This window comes from Mesorhizobium sp. M1169 (assembly GCF_040318345.1).
Classification (GTDB): Bacteria; Pseudomonadota; Alphaproteobacteria; order Rhizobiales; family Rhizobiaceae; genus Mesorhizobium.
This window is the reverse complement of the sequence record NZ_JAMYME010000002.1, coordinates 277,984-295,373: the sequence shown is the minus strand read 5'-3', so window position 1 is coordinate 295,373 and position 17,390 is coordinate 277,984. Positions and strand designations below refer to the sequence as shown.

The 17,390-nt window shown below is 64.2% G+C and carries 17 protein-coding genes; 8 read left to right on the top strand and 9 right to left on the bottom strand.

The annotated features are described in order from the left end of the window. Window positions 1-6 precede the first annotated feature (6 nt). Together upp and NKH41_RS03200 are read right to left on the bottom strand one after the other, a co-directional pair. A complete protein-coding gene (gene upp / locus NKH41_RS03205; protein ID WP_023675320.1) occupies window positions 7-636 on the bottom strand; it encodes a uracil phosphoribosyltransferase in 630 nt (209 codons plus the stop codon). 128 nt (window positions 637-764) lie between these two features. Next, window positions 765-1,739 (bottom strand): adenosine deaminase, encoded by a 975-nt coding sequence (locus NKH41_RS03200; RefSeq protein ID WP_352767078.1) that lies wholly within the window; start codon window positions 1,737-1,739, stop codon window positions 765-767. A 167-nt stretch (window positions 1,740-1,906) separates the two neighbouring features. Here NKH41_RS03200 and ubiE point away from each other — a divergent pair, with 167 nt between their 5' ends. The 3 genes from ubiE (at window position 1,907) to coaBC (ending at window position 5,845) form a co-directional block, all read left to right on the top strand. Then, complete coding sequence (gene ubiE, locus NKH41_RS03195) at window positions 1,907-2,683, top strand: bifunctional demethylmenaquinone methyltransferase/2-methoxy-6-polyprenyl-1,4-benzoquinol methylase UbiE (RefSeq protein WP_352469477.1); 777 nt, start codon at window positions 1,907-1,909, stop codon at window positions 2,681-2,683. A 64-nt stretch (window positions 2,684-2,747) separates the two neighbouring features. Beyond that, complete coding sequence (gene ubiB / locus NKH41_RS03190; protein ID WP_352539391.1) at window positions 2,748-4,322, top strand: 2-polyprenylphenol 6-hydroxylase; 1,575 nt, start codon at window positions 2,748-2,750, stop codon at window positions 4,320-4,322. Between the two features lie 65 nt (window positions 4,323-4,387). Then, window positions 4,388-5,845, top strand: a complete 1,458-nt coding sequence (coaBC, locus tag NKH41_RS03185; RefSeq protein ID WP_352767080.1) for a bifunctional phosphopantothenoylcysteine decarboxylase/phosphopantothenate--cysteine ligase CoaBC — start codon at window positions 4,388-4,390, stop codon at window positions 5,843-5,845. Here the strand turns inward: coaBC and NKH41_RS03180 are convergent. The 7 genes from NKH41_RS03180 to NKH41_RS03150 all read right to left on the bottom strand — a co-directional run bounded on the left by NKH41_RS03180 (window position 5,842) and on the right by NKH41_RS03150 (window position 11,614). Continuing rightward, complete coding sequence (locus NKH41_RS03180; RefSeq protein WP_352767082.1) at window positions 5,842-7,299, bottom strand: MFS transporter; 1,458 nt, start codon at window positions 7,297-7,299, stop codon at window positions 5,842-5,844. The two genes, coaBC and NKH41_RS03180, sit on opposite strands and share 4 nt — an antisense overlap. Window positions 7,300-7,702: 403 nt before the next feature. After that, window positions 7,703-8,176, bottom strand: coding sequence for a DUF992 domain-containing protein (locus NKH41_RS03175; RefSeq protein ID WP_352469481.1), 474 nt, complete (start codon window positions 8,174-8,176; stop codon window positions 7,703-7,705). Window positions 8,177-8,312: 136 nt separating this feature from the next. Then, window positions 8,313-9,158, bottom strand: coding sequence for a tetratricopeptide repeat protein (locus tag NKH41_RS03170; RefSeq protein ID WP_352469482.1), 846 nt, complete (start codon window positions 9,156-9,158; stop codon window positions 8,313-8,315). A 161-nt stretch (window positions 9,159-9,319) separates the two neighbouring features. Further along, entirely contained in the window at window positions 9,320-9,592 is a 273-nt protein-coding gene (rpsU, locus tag NKH41_RS03165; RefSeq protein ID WP_023675331.1) for a 30S ribosomal protein S21, read from the bottom strand. A 266-nt stretch (window positions 9,593-9,858) separates the two neighbouring features. Then, window positions 9,859-10,245, bottom strand: coding sequence for an SET domain-containing protein (locus NKH41_RS03160; RefSeq protein ID WP_352454023.1), 387 nt, complete (start codon window positions 10,243-10,245; stop codon window positions 9,859-9,861). Between the two features lie 128 nt (window positions 10,246-10,373). After that, complete coding sequence (locus NKH41_RS03155; protein ID WP_352767083.1) at window positions 10,374-11,132, bottom strand: SDR family oxidoreductase; 759 nt, start codon at window positions 11,130-11,132, stop codon at window positions 10,374-10,376. 107 nt (window positions 11,133-11,239) lie between these two features. Next, complete coding sequence (locus NKH41_RS03150) at window positions 11,240-11,614, bottom strand: YrdB family protein (protein WP_352777097.1); 375 nt, start codon at window positions 11,612-11,614, stop codon at window positions 11,240-11,242. Between the two features lie 199 nt (window positions 11,615-11,813). On the opposite strand from NKH41_RS03150, the gene NKH41_RS03145 reads away from it, so the two are divergent. The 5 genes from NKH41_RS03145 to NKH41_RS03125 are packed head-to-tail and all read left to right on the top strand — an operon-like array spanning window position 11,814 to window position 17,342. After that, window positions 11,814-13,067 carry a sarcosine oxidase subunit beta gene (locus NKH41_RS03145; RefSeq protein WP_352469485.1) on the top strand — a complete coding sequence of 418 codons (1,254 nt, stop codon included), beginning with the start codon at window positions 11,814-11,816 and terminating at the stop codon, window positions 13,065-13,067. A 7-nt stretch (window positions 13,068-13,074) separates the two neighbouring features. Then, window positions 13,075-13,485: a hypothetical protein gene (locus NKH41_RS03140; RefSeq protein ID WP_352469486.1), complete on the top strand. Its 411-nt coding sequence runs from the start codon at window positions 13,075-13,077 to the stop codon at window positions 13,483-13,485. Further along, on the top strand, window positions 13,485-13,781 hold the full coding sequence (locus NKH41_RS03135) for a sarcosine oxidase subunit delta (protein WP_023675338.1): 297 nt from the start codon (window positions 13,485-13,487) through the stop codon (window positions 13,779-13,781). Before NKH41_RS03140 ends, NKH41_RS03135 begins: the two co-directional genes overlap by 1 nt. Beyond that, window positions 13,778-16,771: a sarcosine oxidase subunit alpha gene (locus NKH41_RS03130; protein WP_352767085.1), complete on the top strand. Its 2,994-nt coding sequence runs from the start codon at window positions 13,778-13,780 to the stop codon at window positions 16,769-16,771. The genes NKH41_RS03135 and NKH41_RS03130 overlap by 4 nt, the downstream gene beginning before the upstream one ends. Continuing rightward, a complete protein-coding gene (locus tag NKH41_RS03125; protein WP_352767087.1) occupies window positions 16,764-17,342 on the top strand; it encodes a sarcosine oxidase subunit gamma in 579 nt (192 codons plus the stop codon). The genes NKH41_RS03130 and NKH41_RS03125 overlap by 8 nt, the downstream gene beginning before the upstream one ends. Window positions 17,343-17,390: the final 48 nt, after the last annotated feature.

Here is a 17,390-nt window from a genome sequence, read left to right as displayed (position 1 = left end):
ACGGATCTATTTGGTGCCGTACATGCGGTCGCCGGCATCGCCGAGACCCGGCATGATGTAGCCCTTTTCGTTGAGTTGGCGGTCGATGGAAGCGGTGAAGACCGGAACATCGGGATGCGCCTGGGTAAAACGCTCGAGGCCCTCTGGTGCCGCCAGCAGGCAGAGGAAGCGGATGTTGGTGGCACCGCGGCCTTTCAGCTTGTCGATCGCCGCGATCGCCGAATTGGCGGTCGCCAGCATCGGGTCGACGACGATCACCAGTCGGTCGGCGAGGTCGCCCGGCGCCTTGAAGAAATACTCGACCGCTTCCAGCGTCTCATGGTCGCGATAGAGGCCGATATGGGCGACACGCGCCGCCGGCACCAGATCGAGCAGGCCTTCGAGCAAGCCGTTGCCGGCGCGCAGCACCGAGGCGAAGACCAGTTTCTTGCCCTCCAGCGTCGGCGCCTCCATCGTTTCGATCGGCGTCTCGATGGTCGTCGTCGTCAGTTCCAGGTTGCGGGTGACCTCGTAGCCGAGCAGCAGCGAGATCTCGCGCAGCAGCCGCCGGAAGCCGGCCGTCGAGGTTTCCTTCTTGCGCATGATGGTCAGCTTGTGCTGGACAAGCGGATGGTCGACGACGGTGACGCCCTTCATGGTGTTCTCCAACTGCGCAAGTGAATGGTGAATGGTGAATAGTGAATAGTGAACTGGTTTGCGAGTCCTTGGTTGCGCGGAAAAACTCGCGGCTGACGGACCGAAGCGCCGGGTGAACCATTCACCATTCACCTGCCCTTGGCGCCGAGCCTGCCCAGCAGCACCGCCCTGGTCTTCCTGTCGACGAAGGCTGCCTCGATGGCCATCCTGGTGACGGCGGTGAGCGCCTTGTCGTCCATCGCAAAATGCTCGGCAGCGATGTCGTATTCGCGTTTCAGCGAGGTCCAGAAGTAGGGCGGGTCATCGGAGTTGAGCGTCACCTTGCAGCCCGCTGCCCGCAAGGCGGGGAAGGGATGGTCGGCGAAGCTGTCGAAGATTTTCAGGGCGATGTTGGAGCCAGGGCAGCATTCGAGCACGACGCCTTCGTCGGCGATGCGCCGCACAAGCTCGGGGTTCTCGATGGCGCGCACGCCATGGCCGATGCGAGACGGGCGGATGTGATCAAGTGCCGCCTCGACGCTCTCCCAGCCCATCAATTCGCCGGCATGGACGGTGATGCCGAGGCCGGCCTCGCGGGCGATCTCGAAGGCCCTGACATAATCTTCCAGGTCGCCTATCCGCTCGTCGCCGGCGACGCCGAAACCGGTGACCAGCGGATGCCCGCAGCGCGCGGCGAAACGCGCCGCCCGCTCGATCGATTCGACACCGAAATTGCGCACGCCGGTGACGATCATGCGGCCTTCGATGCCGGTCTTCGCCTTGGCGCGGGCCATGCCTTCGCCGAGCGCGTCGGTATAGGCCTTCGGCGACAGCCCGGCCTTGCTGGCATGGTCGGGCGAGGTGAAAACCTCGGAATAGATGGCGCCGTCGCGGGCGAGGCTGGTCAGGTAATGATCGGCCAGCCGCGCATAGTCTTCTTCGGTGCGGAACAGGTCCGACGAGAAGTCGTAGGCGGCGAGGAAAGAGGTGAAGTCGCGCCAGACGAAGGAGCCGTCCTGGATGTAGGGCGAGGCATCCTTGCCGTATTTCTCAGCTTGGCGGAGGACGAGTTCAGGCGCCGCTGCCCCTTCGATGTGGCAGTGCAGTTCTGCTTTCAAAGGCATTCAATTATCCCGTCAGGCTTTTTCTTATGACGCAAGTTCCTGTCGGAAAACCGTGTGACACTTTTCCGGAACCTGCTTCGAAGCGCGGCCGAACACCGCGCCTTAAACAATAGCGCCCGCACCATCGATCGGCTATGGTCCCGCCGATTTTATGGCGGATCAAAACGATGTCGGTTGAAAGAACCACTGCTGCGGGCGGCATGGAAACCTCCTATGGTTTCAAGCGGGTAGGGCCAGGCGACAAGCAGTCCCTGGTCAATGATGTTTTCCACAAGGTGGCGAACCGCTACGACCTGATGAACGACCTGATGTCGGCCGGCTTGCATCGGTTGTGGAAGGACGCCATGGTCGCCTGGCTCAATCCACCGAAGCGGCCGGGCTGGAGCGTTCTCGACGTTGCCGGCGGCACCGGCGACGTCGCCTTCCGCATCGTCGAGGCGAGCGGCAGGCACGCTCATGCAACGGTTCTCGATATCAATGGCTCGATGCTCGCCGTCGGCCGCGACCGGGCCGAGAAAAAAGGCCTGTCGGCAAATACCGATTTCGTCGAAGCCAATGCCGAGGAACTGCCTTTTGCCGACGCTACTTTCGACGCCTACACCATCGCTTTCGGCATCCGCAACGTGCCGCGCATCGATGTGGCGCTTGCCGAAGCCTATCGCGTGCTGAAGCCTGGCGGGCGCTTTCTCTGCCTTGAATTCTCCGAGGTCGAGATGCCGCTGCTCGACAAGGTCTATGAAGCATGGTCGTTCAACGCCATTCCGCGGATCGGCAAGGTGGTGACCGGCGATGACGAGCCCTATTCCTATCTGGTCGAATCGATCCGCAAGTTTCCCAATCAGCAGAATTTCGCGGCGATGATTTCGCGCGCAGGCTTCGAGCGCGCCTCGTTCCGCAATTATTCCGGCGGCATCGCCGCGCTTCATTCGGGCTGGAAGCTTTGAGGCTGGCCCGCATTTTCCGACGTGCCTTGCGCCAGTTCAGGAAACCGGCAGGGCAAAGCCAGCCATGAGCAGCATCGGCGCTGGTTTCAGGCTCGTGCGGGCCGGCTGGGTGCTTGTGCGCGAGGGTGTCATCGCGGCTTTGCCCGGTGACGAGCTCTTCGGCTTGCCGAAATTCGGCTGGCGCATGGCCCGGCTGTTCACCCGCCGTCGGGCGCTTGCCTATGAGCGCGGCGACAGGCTGGCCAAGGCGGTCGTGCGGCTCGGCCCGTCCTACGTCAAGCTCGGCCAGTTCCTGGCGACACGGCCGGATGTCGTCGGCAACGATATCGCGCTTGATCTTGCCATGCTGCAGGACAAGATGCAGACGTTTCCCAAGGCCGAGGCTGTCGCCGCGATAGAGGCCTCGCTCGGACGCAGGGTCGACGAGCTCTATGTCAGTTTTGGCGAGGCCGTCGCCGCCGCCTCGATCGCCCAGGTCCATACCGCCGAAACGCTGCAGGACGGCGTCGTTAGGCGAGTGGCGGTGAAGGTCATCCGGCCGGGCGTGCGCCGCCGCTTCTTTCGCGATCTCGAAAGCTATTTCCTCGCCGCCCGGCTGCAGGAAAAGTACATCCCGTCGTCGCGCCGGCTGCGGCCGGTCGAGGTGACGGAGACGCTGGCCCAGACTACCAAGATCGAAATGGATTTGAGGCTGGAGGCAGCGGCTTTTTCGGAGCTCGGCGAGAATACCAAGGACGATCCCGGCTTCCGTGTGCCGTCGGTCGACTGGGAGCGCACCGGTCGTGACGTGCTGACCATGGAATGGGTCGACGGCATCAAGATGAACGATATTGCCGGCCTGACCGCCGCCGGCCACGACCTGAAGGCGATTGCCGCCAACCTCGTTCAGTCGTTTCTGCGCCATACGCTGCGTGACGGTTTCTTCCACGCCGACATGCACCCGGGCAACCTGTTTATAGAAGCCGATGGCACCATCGTCGCCGTCGATCTCGGCATTGCCGGCCGGCTCGGCAAAAAGGAGCGCCGCTTCCTCGCCGAAATCCTCTACGGGTTCATCACGCGCGATTACCAGCGCGTCGCCGAGGTGCATTTCGAGGCCGGCTACGTGCCGCGCCAGCACAATGTCGCGGCCTTCGCCCAGGCGATCCGGGCGATCGGCGAACCGATCCACGGCCAGCCTGCCGAGACCATCTCGATGGCCAAGCTGCTGACGCTGCTGTTCGAAGTGACCGACCTCTTCGACATGGCGACGCGGTCCGAGCTGGTGCTGCTGCAGAAGACCATGGTCGTCGTCGAAGGCGTCGCCCGCACGCTCGACCCGGCCTTCAACATGTGGAAGACGTCGGAGCCGGTGGTGAGCGGCTGGATTGCCCGCAACCTCGGCCCGCGCGCCCTGCTGGCCGATGCGCGCGACGGTGCCAACGCGCTGCTGGCGCTGGCCCGCCAGGCACCGGACCTCGCCGCCCGCACCGAGCGGCTGTCGCGTGAGATCGACCTGATGGCCGAACACGGCCTGCGCTTCGACGAAAGGACCGCACGCGCGATCGGCAAGGCCGAGGCGCGCTACACCCGCTCCGGCCGGCTGGCGCTGTGGGTGATCGCATTGACGCTCGTGTATATCGCCTGGCGTATTTTCTAGCGCTTGTTGCAAAGTGATTGCATTGCTATCATTGCACTCAGCAAATCCGGGCAAGGTGCAATCAGATGGCCAGCATCACGATCCGCAACCTTGATGACGAGGTCAAGGACCTGCTGCGCCGACTGGCGGCGGAGAATGGCCGGTCGATGGAAGACCAGGCGCGGGTGATGATCCGCGCAGCGGTCGAAGGTCAGTTCGGTTCGGCCGGTCGCATCGACCAGATCGAGAAAACACTGCGCGAACTGACGAGTTCGCAGAGTCCAGCAGCGCCGGTGGTCGCCGTCTCCAGCCCGCGAGGCATCCTCTCCGGCAAGCGCATCCTGCTGATCATCGGCGGCGGCATCGCCGCCTACAAGGCGCTCGACCTGATCCGCCGGCTGCGCGAGCGCGGCGCGGCAGTGCGGGTGGTGATGACCGCGGCGGCGCAGGAGTTCGTCACTACGCTGTCGGTCGGGGCGCTGTCGGCCGACCATGTTTTCACCGAATTGTTCGACCGGCAGGACGAGCACGACATCGGCCATATCAGGCTGTCGCGCGAGGCCGACCTTTTGGTCGTGGCGCCGGCCACCGCCGACCTGATGGCAAAGCTCGCCAATGGCCATGCCAACGACCTTGCCTCGACCGTGCTCATCGCCACCGACAAGCGAGTTTTGATGGCGCCGGCGATGAACCCGAAAATGTGGGCGCATCCGGCGGCCCGCCGCAACCGCGCGACGCTGAGCAAGGACGGCGTCGCATTCGTCGGCCCGGCGAAGGGCGAGATGGCCGAGAGCAACGAGGTGGGCGAGGGCCGCATGGCCGAGCCGCTGGAGATCGTCGCCGCGATCGAGGCGCTGCTCGACAGCCGGCCAAAGCCGCTGGCGGGCAGGAAGATCATTGTCACCTCCGGGCCGACGCATGAACCGATCGACCCGGTCCGCTACATCGCCAACCGGTCGTCGGGCAAGCAGGGCCACGCCATTGCGGCGGCGCTGGCCAGGCTCGGTGCCGACGTGCGTCTCGTCTCCGGCCCGGTCGGCATTGCCGATCCGGCCGGCGTCGCCACGCTGCACGTCGAAACGGCCGTCGAGATGAAGGACGCCGTCGAGCAGCTGCTGCCGGCCGACGCGGCAGTGTTCGTCGCGGCTGTCGCCGACTGGCGCACTCAAAGTTCGGCCGGGGAAAAGATCAAGAAGGTGGCGGGCGAGGGGCCACCGGCGCTGCAGATGGTGGAAAATCCCGATATTCTCGCCGGTGTCGGGCATCACAAAAAGCGGCCGATGCTGGTGGTCGGTTTCGCCGCCGAGACGCAGGACCTGGTCAGGAATGCCCAGGCCAAGCTTGCAAAAAAGGGCGCCGATCTTATCGTTGCCAATGATGTCTCCCATGAAGATGGTTCCCCGGGCGTGATGGGCGGCGACCGCAACAAGGTGCGGATCGTCTCGAAGGCCGGCGTCGAGGAATGGCCGGAGATGAGCAAGGACGAGGTGGCGACGCGGCTCGCGGCGCTGATCGCCGACCGGATGAAGACGGTCGTTGTCTAGTCAATCTCCCCCACGGAGATTGACAGCTTCGCCGGCTTCGTGTCGATCGCCCCCGAAATCCGCAAGGCGGCAAGGCATCCCAGGATTCCGAGCGGGATAAACGCCAGGAACAGCCAGGCGGCGACACTTGCCGCGGCCTCACGGTTCAGGCCTTCGGAAAAGCCGCTGGCGTTGGCGACGATGCCGGTCAGTGCCGCACCAACGGCATAACCGATGCGCTGCATGGTCGGCACAGCGGCCGAGGCGATCGTCTGCTCGCCTTCCTTGGCCGATGCCACGATGACACGCGTGACGAACGGCCAGGCGATGCCGAAACCGCCGCCTTGCAGCAAGGCACAAAGCAGGATCAACGGGATAGAGCCGGCCGGCACCGTATAGGCGAAACCGGCGACGCCCGTGGCGATCATCAGCGCCCCGCCGACGATGATCAGCCGCTCGCGTTCCGGCGGCGCATTGGCGACGAGGATCGACAGGATCGACCAGGCGATCGATTCGGCGGCGATGATGTAGCCGGTGGTCAGGATCGGAATGCCGTGCAGGCTGGTCAGAAGCAGCGGACCGTAGACGGTAAAGGAGCAGGTCGCCACCGAGAACGCGGCGACCATGGTCATGCCCGCGCCAACCGGCGAGCGCCATGAGAACAGCCGCGACGGGAACAGGCGCGAGCGCGGCTTCAGTGCGTCGATGTAGATAAACAGCGCCAGGCCGACCAGGCCGAGGGTGAGCAGCAGCGACGAGCGCAGCAGGGCGATGTCGACGCCGGCGGTGGCAATCAGCACGACGCTGACGGCGAGGCAGCCAAGTGCCGCAAAGGGAAAGGGCGGCGCCGAGCCGCCCGTCGCCTGCGGCCTTGTTGCTTCCGGTGTGTCGAGCACGATGAAGCTTGCCAGCGCCATCGCCGTGCCGCCGAGGGTGAAGACGCCGAAGGCCCAGCGCCAGGACAGCAATTCGGTCATGACCGCGCCGAGCACGGGGCCGCTGAAGGCGGCGACGCCCCAGATCGCCGACATGACGCCGAAAAGCTGCGGCCAGATCGCGCGGGCAAACAGCCGCTCGACCGAGACGAAGGCCAGCGACACCAGCGCGCCGCCACCGAGCCCCTCGATCAGGCGGCCGCAGAGGAACAGCGGCATCGAAGGCGCGGTGGCGCAGACCAGCGCGCCGGCGGCATAGAGCATTGCGGCGACCATCATGTTGGTACGCAGCGCGACATAGCTCACCAGCCGTCCGGCGGCCGCACCGGCAACGATGGCGCCGAGCTCGTAGATCGCCAGCGACCAGCCGACCAGTTGCACGCCGGCGAGTTCGCCGACCATGGCCGGCATGACCGTTGCCACCATGGTTTCGTTGGTGGCGTGCAGCAGGATGCCGAGGCTGATGAAGCAGAAGCGCGCCAGGTCGCCGCTCGCCCACAGCGCGCGCCAGTCGACCCTGTTTGTGCTTGTCTTGGTCATCCGGTCCCCCAGGCTTTGCTGGTCTGAAGTATTGGAGCGTTCTTCACGTCCAAATGAGTACATGCCGCAGTATGGGAGGACTTCTAGAACCTCAACCGTAGTTGAGATCAAGCGGTCTTGATCGCCGTTGACGTGGCGGATTTCAAAATTGTGCGGTGGGGGACGATCACGAGGCGTTGAGATTCTGGTCAGACCGAAGACAAGCAATATTGGATCGCCGCAATCTTCGGTCACGGTAACGGCATGAACACAGTTGCCATGCCGTGATCTTCGAGCGCCGCAACTTTGAACATCAGGGCGGCCCGTCCTCTGCGGAGTGGGCCTGCCGGAATCTATGAGCCTTCGGCAGCCATTCGCAGGCCGACACCTACGCTCCCCGCCGCTCGGGAGCCATGCTGCGCCGTTATTTGAACGAGTGGATCAGGTCGAGCGAGGTGACGGCGACCGCCAAGTTGACGCCGGTCTGTGCCTGGACACTGAGCGGCTGCAGCGAAAAGGCGCTGTCGAGGCCGCCGACCAGGAGATTGGCGCCGCCACCGGTGACCACGCTGGCCTCGGCGTTCACGCCATAGTAGCTGCCGGCAAGGTCGCCTTCATCGTGGTTGCGGGTCGCCGCCAGAACCGCCCATACCAGCTGGCCCTGATGCGTCCGGCCGACATCGACGCCGAGCTTGGAAATCACACCGGTATAGACTTCAGAGGGGCCGCCACGATGCGGACGAAAGACACAGGAAACACCCTTGTTGGAAGTGACGAGATAGGCCGTGCCCCCGTCGATGGTGCAGTCGAGCACGCCGAGCTGGAGTTTGCTGGCGCTGGCGGGAGCGGCAACGACGGTCGTGGCGAGAACAGCGGCACAAGCGAGTTTCTTGATCATGGCAGGGTCCTTTCGAAATTGCCTTGTACAAACGGCTGAGCACGCCGAGCGTTCCGCCGAAAACTTGGCGCCAGCAAGGCGAAGCTAAACGCAGGGTTGTCGGAGTGCGGAAACGGAGGCCCGATTAACCGGCCGCTCAGCCGGCACTGGTGCGGGCCAGGCCGTCCTTGGCCGGCTGGTAGGTCGGATTGAGGTGCACGGCCTCGCGGTAGGATTTCGCGGCCCTGACCTTGTCGCCGCGCCGCTCGTAGATCAACGCCTGGTTGGACCAGGCCTCAGCATTCTTGCCGTCGAGCTTGATCGCCATGTTGAAGTCGGCGAAGGCATTGTCCTCGTCGTTCATGGCAAGGTAGGAGAGGCCGCGCCCGTTGTAAGGCTCGGAGGCGTCCGGCGCCAACGAAATGGCGGTCGAGAAATCCTCGATGGCAAAGGCGTGCTGGCCCTGACTCTGGTAGATCAGGCCGCGATTGTGATAGGCGCGCGCATCGGTCGTGTCGAGCTGGATGGCTTTCTGGAAATCGTTGAAGGCTTCCTGGACCCGGCCCGCCCTGCGGTAGAGATTGCCGCGGCCGATATAGGCGGCGTCATAGTTGGAATTGATCTGGATCGAGCGATTGTAGTCGGCGAGCGCGCTCGCCTGATCGCCGAGGAAGCGCTGGATGAGCGCACGGTTCGAATAGGCCTGGTAAAAATTCGGATTGAGCTGGATGGCGGTGTTGAAGTCCTTCAGCGCCGCCTGGTACTGGCCGCCGCGGCCATAGGCCGAGCCGCGCACATTGTAGGCTTCCGGATCCTGGGGGTTGCGCTGGATCACCGCCGACAGCGAGGAGATGTTCTCGCTCGAGCCTTGCGCCTTGTCGATGTTGTTGAACTCGCCGGTCGGAACACTCTGGCAGCTGGCAAGCGCCATCCCGGAAAGCAGGGCTGCCGTCAGGGCGAGGCCGCGCCACGCGGTTCTGCGCTCTACGGTGATTGCGTCCATGTCTGCCCTGTCCTTACTGCGCCGTCTGGTCCGTTCCCCCTCCGAACCGGCATCTCCCCCAACCGGTCCTCTCGGACCGGGTCGAACTCACAACAAAAAGGTGGCGGCGATTCCGCATCGCGCCACCTTGGATATCCTTGGAAAAGGACGAAAAATTGACGTCAGAACCGCGGCGGACGCGGAGCACCGGCACCGGCAGCACCGGCCGCGACCGGACGCGGCGTCATCGGCAGCAGGCCTTCGCGCTGGGCGCGCTTGCGGGCCAGCTTGCGGGCACGGCGCACGGCTTCCGCCTTTTCACGGGCGCGCTTCTCGGAGGGCTTTTCGTAATGTCCGCGCATCTTCATTTCGCGGAAGATGCCTTCGCGCTGCATCTTTTTCTTGAGCGCGCGAAGCGCCTGATCAACATTGTTGTCGCGGACGAGTACCTGCACGTGCAATCCTGTCTTTCGGGTTTGAAATCAACAGGCAAGCGGCCGTAGCCGCAAGCCTCCGCGGCGCGTTACACCACGAATTGGGGCGGCTGATAGCAGAATCAAGGGGCTCTGTCCACAGCCGATTGAGAGGCGGTGCCGATCCCGAAACGAAAAACCCGCCTCGGGGACGGGTCCTTGGTGTGAATCAGCACCATCTCAAGATTAGTAGCATAGCTGCCGGCACAAAGCAAGAACAAAATTCGCCTTGGGCCAGATAGGCGCCGCTACGCCGTGGCCAGGTGGAGCTGCTCGAAACCCTCGAAGAACTCGCCGTAGTCGCAGGTTATTTCCTCGCCGGCGGCGATGTCGCGGGTCGCGGTGGCCCCGCCATATTGCGAAAAGTCGGTGTTCGGCTTGTCGGCGTGGTTCATGAAGCGGCCATTGTCGACCTCATAGACCATGAAGCCCGGCCGGTCCGGACTGGGATAGGCATATCTGTCGAGCAATTCCTTGAGGTGCGGCGGCGCCGTCTCGTATCTTTCCATCGGGATCAGCCGGTCGAAGTCCGGATCGAGCCGCCAGATCTGCGCCCCTTTCCGGATCGGCTCGGCGGCGAACACGCCGACGCCTTCGATTGCGCTTGCAGCGATATAGGTCCTGATCAGCAGCATGTTCCAACCCGTTTTCGAGGAGAAGACGGAATCGTCAAATCGCCGGGAAAAGCAAGACCGGTTTTTCCGGCATTGCGGCTGGCGGGCCGACATTGCGGCTGGCGGGCCGACGCCAACCGCGAAACGCTTTACGTGCGGGTGATCGAGACACCGCCGTCGGCGAACAGTGCCGTGCCGGTGGTGAAGCTCGATGCATCGGAAGCCAGGTAAAGCGCCGAGCGGGCGATCTCCTCTGGCTCGGCGACACGCTTCAAGGCATGCAGGTTTTCGACGAACGCCCGCGATTCAGGTGTGTTGAATGTCGCCGAAGGCGTGTCGGTGCCGCCCGGCAGCAGCGCGTTGACTCGAATCCCCTTGGCGCCAAATTCGGCGGCCAGCACCTGCGTCAATCCGATCAGTCCGGCCTTGCTCGCGGCATAGCTGGTCATGCCGGGCATGCCGACCGTGTAGCCGACGAAGGTTGAGGTGAAGATCAACGAGCCGCCGCCGCGTTCGACCATCGCCGGCACCTGGTATTTCGCGCCGAGAAAGGCGCTGGTCAGATTGGTATCGAGTGTCTCGCGCCAGCCCTCCAGCGACAGCTCAGAAACCGGCCCCATCCTGCCGACGGAGCCGGCATTGTTGAAGGCGATGTCGAGCCCGCCGAATTTCTCGACCGCCAGGTCGACCAGGACTTTCGCGTAGGCTTCGTCGCGGACGTCGCCGGCAAGCGCAATGGCGGTGCCGTCGGCGTCTTCGATTTCGGCAACCAGCGCATCGAGTTCCGCCCGGCGGCGGGCGGCGACGACGAGCCTGGCGCCTTGCCCGGCAAAGAGCTTTGCCGTGGCGCGGCCGATGCCGGAGCTGGCGCCCGTGACGATGGCGACCTTGTTGGTGAGTGCGAACATTTTCTGCATCCTTTTTTCGCGCCGGCTCTGGCCGGCAATCGGGATGCTTGGTCGCAAATCGGGGCGGCGCGAGCCACCCGATACCTGCGAGGTGGTGTCGGCCTGGACTATTGCCTGAGCAGCCAGCCGAGCCGATCGAGCGAAAATGCGTAGCTGACGGCGATCAGAAGGGCGACGGCAATGCCGGCTGTCGTGTAACCGGCCAGGTGGAATCCGGCAGCGCCGCCGAACAGGACGGCGAGTTCGAGCACCAGCCGCAAACCGCCCGGCACCGGAACCGGCGCCCGCCCCGAGCGGCTCGGATCGTTCGGCACCGCGAAGACTCCCCAGAGCGCGGCGGCAACGAACGGCAATGCCACGGCAAGGATCCAACTCCACATGCCCGCTGAGAGGCTCCAGCCCGCCATGCCGAGGCCGAGCAAAGCGGCGAGCTCCAGCAAGAAGCGCAATGTCAGGTTCCACCAGACGTTAGCCACCGCCATAATCCTCCGATCGTCAGGCGACGGATAGCGGTGGAAGGCAATTGCATCAACCTGCCCGGATGCGGCTTTTTCACCACGGCGCAAAACGGCAAGCGCCGTCGCAAACAGTGCAAGGCTGGCAGCGCCGTTTCGCTAGTGATACAGCTCGCGCGCCGGCGTTCGAGTGAATGCCCGGCCGTCATTTGCGAGGCCTGCGACGTTGAAGAAATACTCGGTATTCGCCATCGCCCGCGAGGCCATGCGCGGTCACAAGGGCTGGGAGGAACAATGGTCCTCACCGGAGCCGAAGAAGGAGTACGACGTCATCATCGTCGGCGCCGGCGGCCACGGCCTGGCCACCGCCTATTATCTCGCCACCGTGCACGGCATCACCAACGTCGCGGTATTGGAAAAAGGCTGGCTGGGCGGCGGCAATACCGGCCGCAACACCACCATCATCCGTTCCAATTATCTCTATGACGAAAGCGCCGGCATCTACGACCATGCGCTGAAGCTGTGGGACGGGCTCAGCCAGGAGCTCAACTACAACGTCATGTATTCGCCGCGCGGCGTCATGATGCTCGCCCATAACATCCATGACATCCAGGTCCTGAAGCGGCACGTCCATGCCAACCGGCTGAACGGCATCGACAATGAATGGCTGACGCCGGAGCAGGCCAAGGAATTCTGCCCGCCGCTCAACATTTCGCGCAATGCGCGCTATCCGGTGATGGGCGCCTCCCTGCAGCGCCGCGGCGGCACGGCGCGGCACGATGCCGTCGCCTGGGGCTATGCGCGCGGCGCCTCGGCGCGCGGCGTCCACATCATCCAGAATTGCGAGGTCACCGGCGTCAAACGGGCGCCGAACGGCGCGGTCACCGGTGTCGAGACGACGCGCGGCTTCATCGGTGCCAGGAAGGTCGGCGTGGTTGCCGCCGGGCACTCATCGGTGATCATGAACATGGCTGGCGTGCGCATGCCGCTGGAAAGCTATCCGCTGCAGGCGCTGGTGTCGGAGCCGGTCAAGCCGGTGGTGCCTTGCGTGGTGATGTCGAACACCGTGCATGCCTATATCTCGCAGTCCGACAAGGGCGAACTGGTCATCGGCGCCGGCACCGACCAATATGTCTCCTATTCGCAGACCGGCGGGCTGCACATTTTGCAGCATACGCTGGACGCCATCTGCGAGATGTTCCCGATCTTCACGCGCATGAAGATGCTGCGCTCATGGGGCGGCATCGTCGATGTGACGCCGGACCGTTCGCCGATCCTGGCCAAGACGCCGGTGCCCGGCCTCTATGTCAATTGCGGCTGGGGCACAGGCGGCTTCAAGGCGACGCCGGGTTCGGGCCATGTCTTTGCCCATACGATCGCCAGAGACGATCCGCACCCGATCAACGCGCCCTTCACCATCGAGCGCTTCCGCACCGGCCGCCTCATCGACGAGGCGGCGGCGGCAGCGGTGGCGCACTGAAGCCGAAATGACGCGCAAGACTCACACCATGCTTTTCGGCTTGGCCCTCGTGGGCGTCACGGTGCTCTTTATGCTGTTGGTGGTCAGGGAGATTTTGGTTCGAATAGTCGGGTATGAGGCTAACGGGGTCGATCCCGTCATGTTGGCCATGTTTGTAGTTGTGGGCGTACTTACTTTTTTCTGCGTGTGGGCGTTTGCCATACCGAAAATACTCAAAAACGCGTTTCTGAATATCGGTTCCCCAAGAACCTTCTCTGGACCACGAACGCAAGCTGATGTCGATCGAGCCAAAGTGAATTTGCGCGCGGTAGGATTGCTCGTCGAAGACCGCCCTGCCGAAGAAAATGTTGTGACCAATCGTGGCAGACATGACGGCTCTGCACATGATGGGTCGACCAAATCCAAGAAAGTCGATTGATGCTTCTCATCCGCTGCCCCTACTGCGAGGAAGAGCGTCCGGAGCTCGAATTCCGCAACGCCGGCGAGGCGCATATCGCGCGTTCCCCAAACATCGCCAGCGAGAGCGACGACGATTTTGAAAAGTTCTTTTTCATCCGTTCCAATCCCAAGGGGATCATCTATGAGCGCTGGCGGCACATGCATGGCTGCGCGCGGTTCTTCAATGCCGTGCGCGACACCGTCAGCGACAGGTTCCTGATGACCTACAAGGCCGGCGAACCGAAGCCCGTAAAGCTGCCGGGAGCCGCCAAATGAGCGCCACGTTCCGCATTGCCGGCGCCGGGCGGCTCAAACAGGCAAAGATAGCTGGCTTCAGCTTCGACGGCCGCCCCTATACCGGCATTGAGGGCGATACGTTGGCCTCGGCGCTGCTTGCAAACGGCGTCCATCTCGTCGGCCGCTCGTTCAAGTACCACCGGCCGCGCGGTTTTCTGTCGGCCGGCGCCGAAGAGCCGAACGCGCTGGTCGAGATCAAGCGCGACGCGGCACGCAAGACGCCGAACGTGCGTGCCACGGTGCAGGAGCTCTATGACGGATTGACCGCACAGTCGCAGAACCGCTGGCCGTCGCTCGCTTTCGACGTCGGTGCCGTCAGCAGCATTGCCTCGCCGATGCTTTCGGCCGGCTTCTATTACAAGACCTTCATGTGGCCGAAGGCCGCGTGGAAAAACCTCTACGAACCCAAGATCCGCGCCGCCGCCGGTCTCGGCGTCGCTCCTGACCAGCCGGATCCCGACCACTATTCGGCGCGCTTCGCCCATTGCGAGGTGCTGGTGCTTGGCGGCGGTGCCGCGGGCATCGCCGCAGCATTGGCCGCGGCCGAGACCGGCGCGCGCGTTATCCTTGCCGACGAGCAGGCGGAATTCGGCGGCAGCCTGCGCTTCGAGAGCGGCGCGAAGATCGAAGGCCAGGACGGCTTTTCCTGGGCGCAATCGGCTCTCGCCAAGTTGAGCGCGATGGACAATGTCCGCGTGCTGCCGCGTACCACGGCCTTCGGCTATTACGCGCAGAATTTCGTCGGGCTGGTCGAGCGCGTCAGCGACCATCTGCAGAACCCCGGCCGCGACCTGCCGCGCGAGCGGCTGTGGCAGGTTCGCGCCAAACGCGTGGTGCTGGCGACCGGCGCCATCGAGCGCCACATGGTGTTTGCCGACAACGACCGGCCGGGCATCATGCTGGCGTCGGCGGCGCGCACCTATCTCAACCATTACGGCGTCGCCGTCGGCAGGAATATCGGCGTCTATACGGCGAACGATTCCGCCTATGCGGCGGCGATCGACCTGAAAAAGGCCGGCATCAACATAGCGGCGATCGTCGACCTGCGCGACAACCCGACCGGGCCGGCGATCGACGAGGCGAGGGCGCTCGGCATCGAGGTCAATTTCGGCCGCGCGGTGATCCGCGCCGGCGGCAAATTGCGGGTGTCGTCGATGACCGTGCAGCCGAAGAATGGCGGCGGCGAGCGCACCATCCCGGTTGACGCGATTCTGATGTCGGCCGGCTGGACGCCATCGGTGCATCTGTTCTCGCAATCGCGCGGCAAGGTCGCCTTCAATGACGAGACCAAGCGCTTCGTGCCCGGAATTTATGCGCAGGACTGCGTCTCGGTCGGCGCCTGCAACGGTACCGACGGGCTGTCGGCGACGATCGACGAGGCCTATGCAGCGGGCGCCAAGGCGGCCAAGGACGCCGGCAGCAGGCCGGCCAAGGGCTCCAAGCCGAAGGTCGACGCCGGCGAGAGCTGGTCGCGCGGCATGCTGGGTGCAGCACCCGGTGCCGGATCGGATACGACGGTCAAGGCGTTTGTCGACTTCCAGAACGACGTCACCGCCAAGGACATCCGCCAGGCAGTGCACGAGGGCATGCGCTCGATCGAGCACGTCAAGCGCTTCACCACCAATGGCATGGCGACCGACCAGGGCAAGACCTCCAACATGCACGGCCTGGCGATTGCCGCCGAGACGTTGGGCAAGCCGATCCCGCAGGTCGGGCTGACGACGTTCCGCGCGCCCTATACGCCGGTGACATTCGGCTCGATCGTCGGCCACGCGCGGGGTCCCCTGTTCGACCCGACCCGCAAGACGGCGATCCATCCCTGGACCGAGCGCCAGGGCGCTGTATTCGAGGATGTCGGCCAGTGGAAGCGCGCCTGGTATTTCCCGAAGCCGGGCGAGGACATACATGCCGCCGTCGACCGCGAATGCGTGACGGTGCGCAAGACGGCCGGCCTGTTTGACGCCTCGACGCTGGGCAAGATCGAGGTGGTCGGGCCGGATGCGGCCAAATTCATGGAACTGCTCTACACCAATCCATGGGAGAAGCTCGAGCCCGGCCGCTGCCGGTACGGCATCATGCTGCGCGAGGACGGCTTCATCTATGACGACGGTGTCGTCGGCAGGCTTGCACCCGACCGTTTCCATGTGACGACGACGACCGGCGGCGCGCCGCGGGTCATGAACCATATGGAAGACTATCTCCAGACCGAGTTCCCGCATCTCAACGTCTGGCTGACCTCGATCACCGAGCAGTGGGCGGTGATTGCCGTGCAGGGACCGAAGTCTCGCGACATCATTGCGCCGCTGGTCGAGGGCATCGACATGTCGGATGAGGCGCTGCCGCATATGTCGGTGCGCGAAGGCAGGATCTGCGGCGTGCCGACAAGGCTGTTTCGCATGTCGTTCAGCGGTGAGCGCGGCTTCGAGGTCAACGTGCCGGCCGATTATGGCGAGGCGGTCTGGGAAGCGCTATGGGCCGAGGGCCAGAAGCACGGAGCCTGTGCCTACGGCACCGAGTCGATGCATGTGCTGCGCGCCGAAAAGGGCTACATCATCGTCGGCCAGGATACCGACGGGACGGTGACGCCGAACGATGCCGGGCTCGACTGGGCCGTCGGCAAGAAGAAGACCGATTTCGTCGGCATTCGCGGCATGGCGCGGCCGGACCTGGTCGCCAAGGGCCGCAAGCAGCTTGTCGGCCTGAAGACCAGGGATCCCAAGGTGGTGCTGGAGGAGGGCGCGCAGATCGTCGCGGACCCGAAGCAGGCAATCCCGATGAAGATGATTGGCCATGTCACCTCGAGCTATTGGTCGCAAAATTGCGGCCGCTCGATCGCGCTGGGGCTGGTCGCCGGCGGCCGCGATCGCACGGGCGAGACGCTCTATGTGCCGATGCCGGACGGGATGATCGAGGTGGAGGTCACCGGCATGGTGTTCTTCGACGAGAAGGGGGAGCGCCTCAATGGCTAAAGCCGCTTTGAAAACCGACGCCGCCGGACCCTCAGTCGAACGCCGTCCAGCTCTCGCCGGCCAGTCGCTTTCCGCCGCCGGCGTTACACTTGCCGTGCTGCCGCCGGCCGAGCGCATATCGCTGCGCGCGCCGGAAGCCTCGATTGCGGCACTTTCGAAAGCGCTCGGCGTCGTCCTGCCGCAAAGGCCGAAAACCTCGGCGGCAAAGGCCGGACGCACGGCCTTGTGGCTCGGGCCGGACGAATGGCTGGTCATCGACGAGAGCGGAAAAGATCCGCTCGCCGACTGCGCCAGCATTTCCGTACTGCATTCGGCGGTCGGCATCTCGCACCGCAACGTCGCCATATCGGTTACCGGTCCGGCTGCCGCGGCGACGATCAATGCCGGCTGCCCGCAGGATCTGTCGCTCGACGTCTTTCCGGTCGGGGCGGCGTCGCGTACCATTCTCGGCAAGGTCGAAATCGTGCTGTTGCGCACGGCGGCCGACGCGTTCCGCGTCGAATGCTGGCGTTCCTTTTCCGATTATGTCTTTGCTTTTCTGTCGGAGGCGGCGCGCGACGCGGCAGCATAGGCATGTTCGCCGCGCCCGCCCGTTCTGCGACAGCGAGCCGAGGGAGAA

Bases quoted from the DNA above. Each gene is read 5' to 3' on its own strand.
- NKH41_RS03160 (WP_352454023.1), bottom strand. From the start codon at position 10,245: ATGCTGCTGATCAGGACCTATATCGCTGCAAGCGCAATCGAAGGCGTC.
- NKH41_RS03125 (WP_352767087.1), top strand. From the start codon at position 16,764: ATGGCTAAAGCCGCTTTGAAAACCGACGCCGCCGGACCCTCAGTCGAA.
- NKH41_RS03155 (WP_352767083.1), bottom strand. From the start codon at position 11,132: ATGTTCGCACTCACCAACAAGGTCGCCATCGTCACGGGCGCCAGCTCC.
- NKH41_RS03175 (WP_352469481.1), bottom strand. From the start codon at position 8,176: ATGATCAAGAAACTCGCTTGTGCCGCTGTTCTCGCCACGACCGTCGTT.
- NKH41_RS03140 (WP_352469486.1), top strand. From the start codon at position 13,075: ATGACGCGCAAGACTCACACCATGCTTTTCGGCTTGGCCCTCGTGGGC.
- NKH41_RS03135 (WP_023675338.1), top strand. From the start codon at position 13,485: ATGCTTCTCATCCGCTGCCCCTACTGCGAGGAAGAGCGTCCGGAGCTC.
- coaBC (WP_352767080.1), top strand. From the start codon at position 4,388: ATGGCCAGCATCACGATCCGCAACCTTGATGACGAGGTCAAGGACCTG.
- NKH41_RS03150 (WP_352777097.1), bottom strand. From the start codon at position 11,614: ATGGCGGTGGCTAACGTCTGGTGGAACCTGACATTGCGCTTCTTGCTG.
- ubiB (WP_352539391.1), top strand. From the start codon at position 2,748: ATGAGCAGCATCGGCGCTGGTTTCAGGCTCGTGCGGGCCGGCTGGGTG.
- NKH41_RS03170 (WP_352469482.1), bottom strand. From the start codon at position 9,158: ATGGACGCAATCACCGTAGAGCGCAGAACCGCGTGGCGCGGCCTCGCC.
- ubiE (WP_352469477.1), top strand. From the start codon at position 1,907: ATGTCGGTTGAAAGAACCACTGCTGCGGGCGGCATGGAAACCTCCTAT.
- NKH41_RS03200 (WP_352767078.1), bottom strand. From the start codon at position 1,739: ATGCCTTTGAAAGCAGAACTGCACTGCCACATCGAAGGGGCAGCGGCG.
- NKH41_RS03130 (WP_352767085.1), top strand. From the start codon at position 13,778: ATGAGCGCCACGTTCCGCATTGCCGGCGCCGGGCGGCTCAAACAGGCA.
- upp (WP_023675320.1), bottom strand. From the start codon at position 636: ATGAAGGGCGTCACCGTCGTCGACCATCCGCTTGTCCAGCACAAGCTG.
- NKH41_RS03180 (WP_352767082.1), bottom strand. From the start codon at position 7,299: ATGACCAAGACAAGCACAAACAGGGTCGACTGGCGCGCGCTGTGGGCG.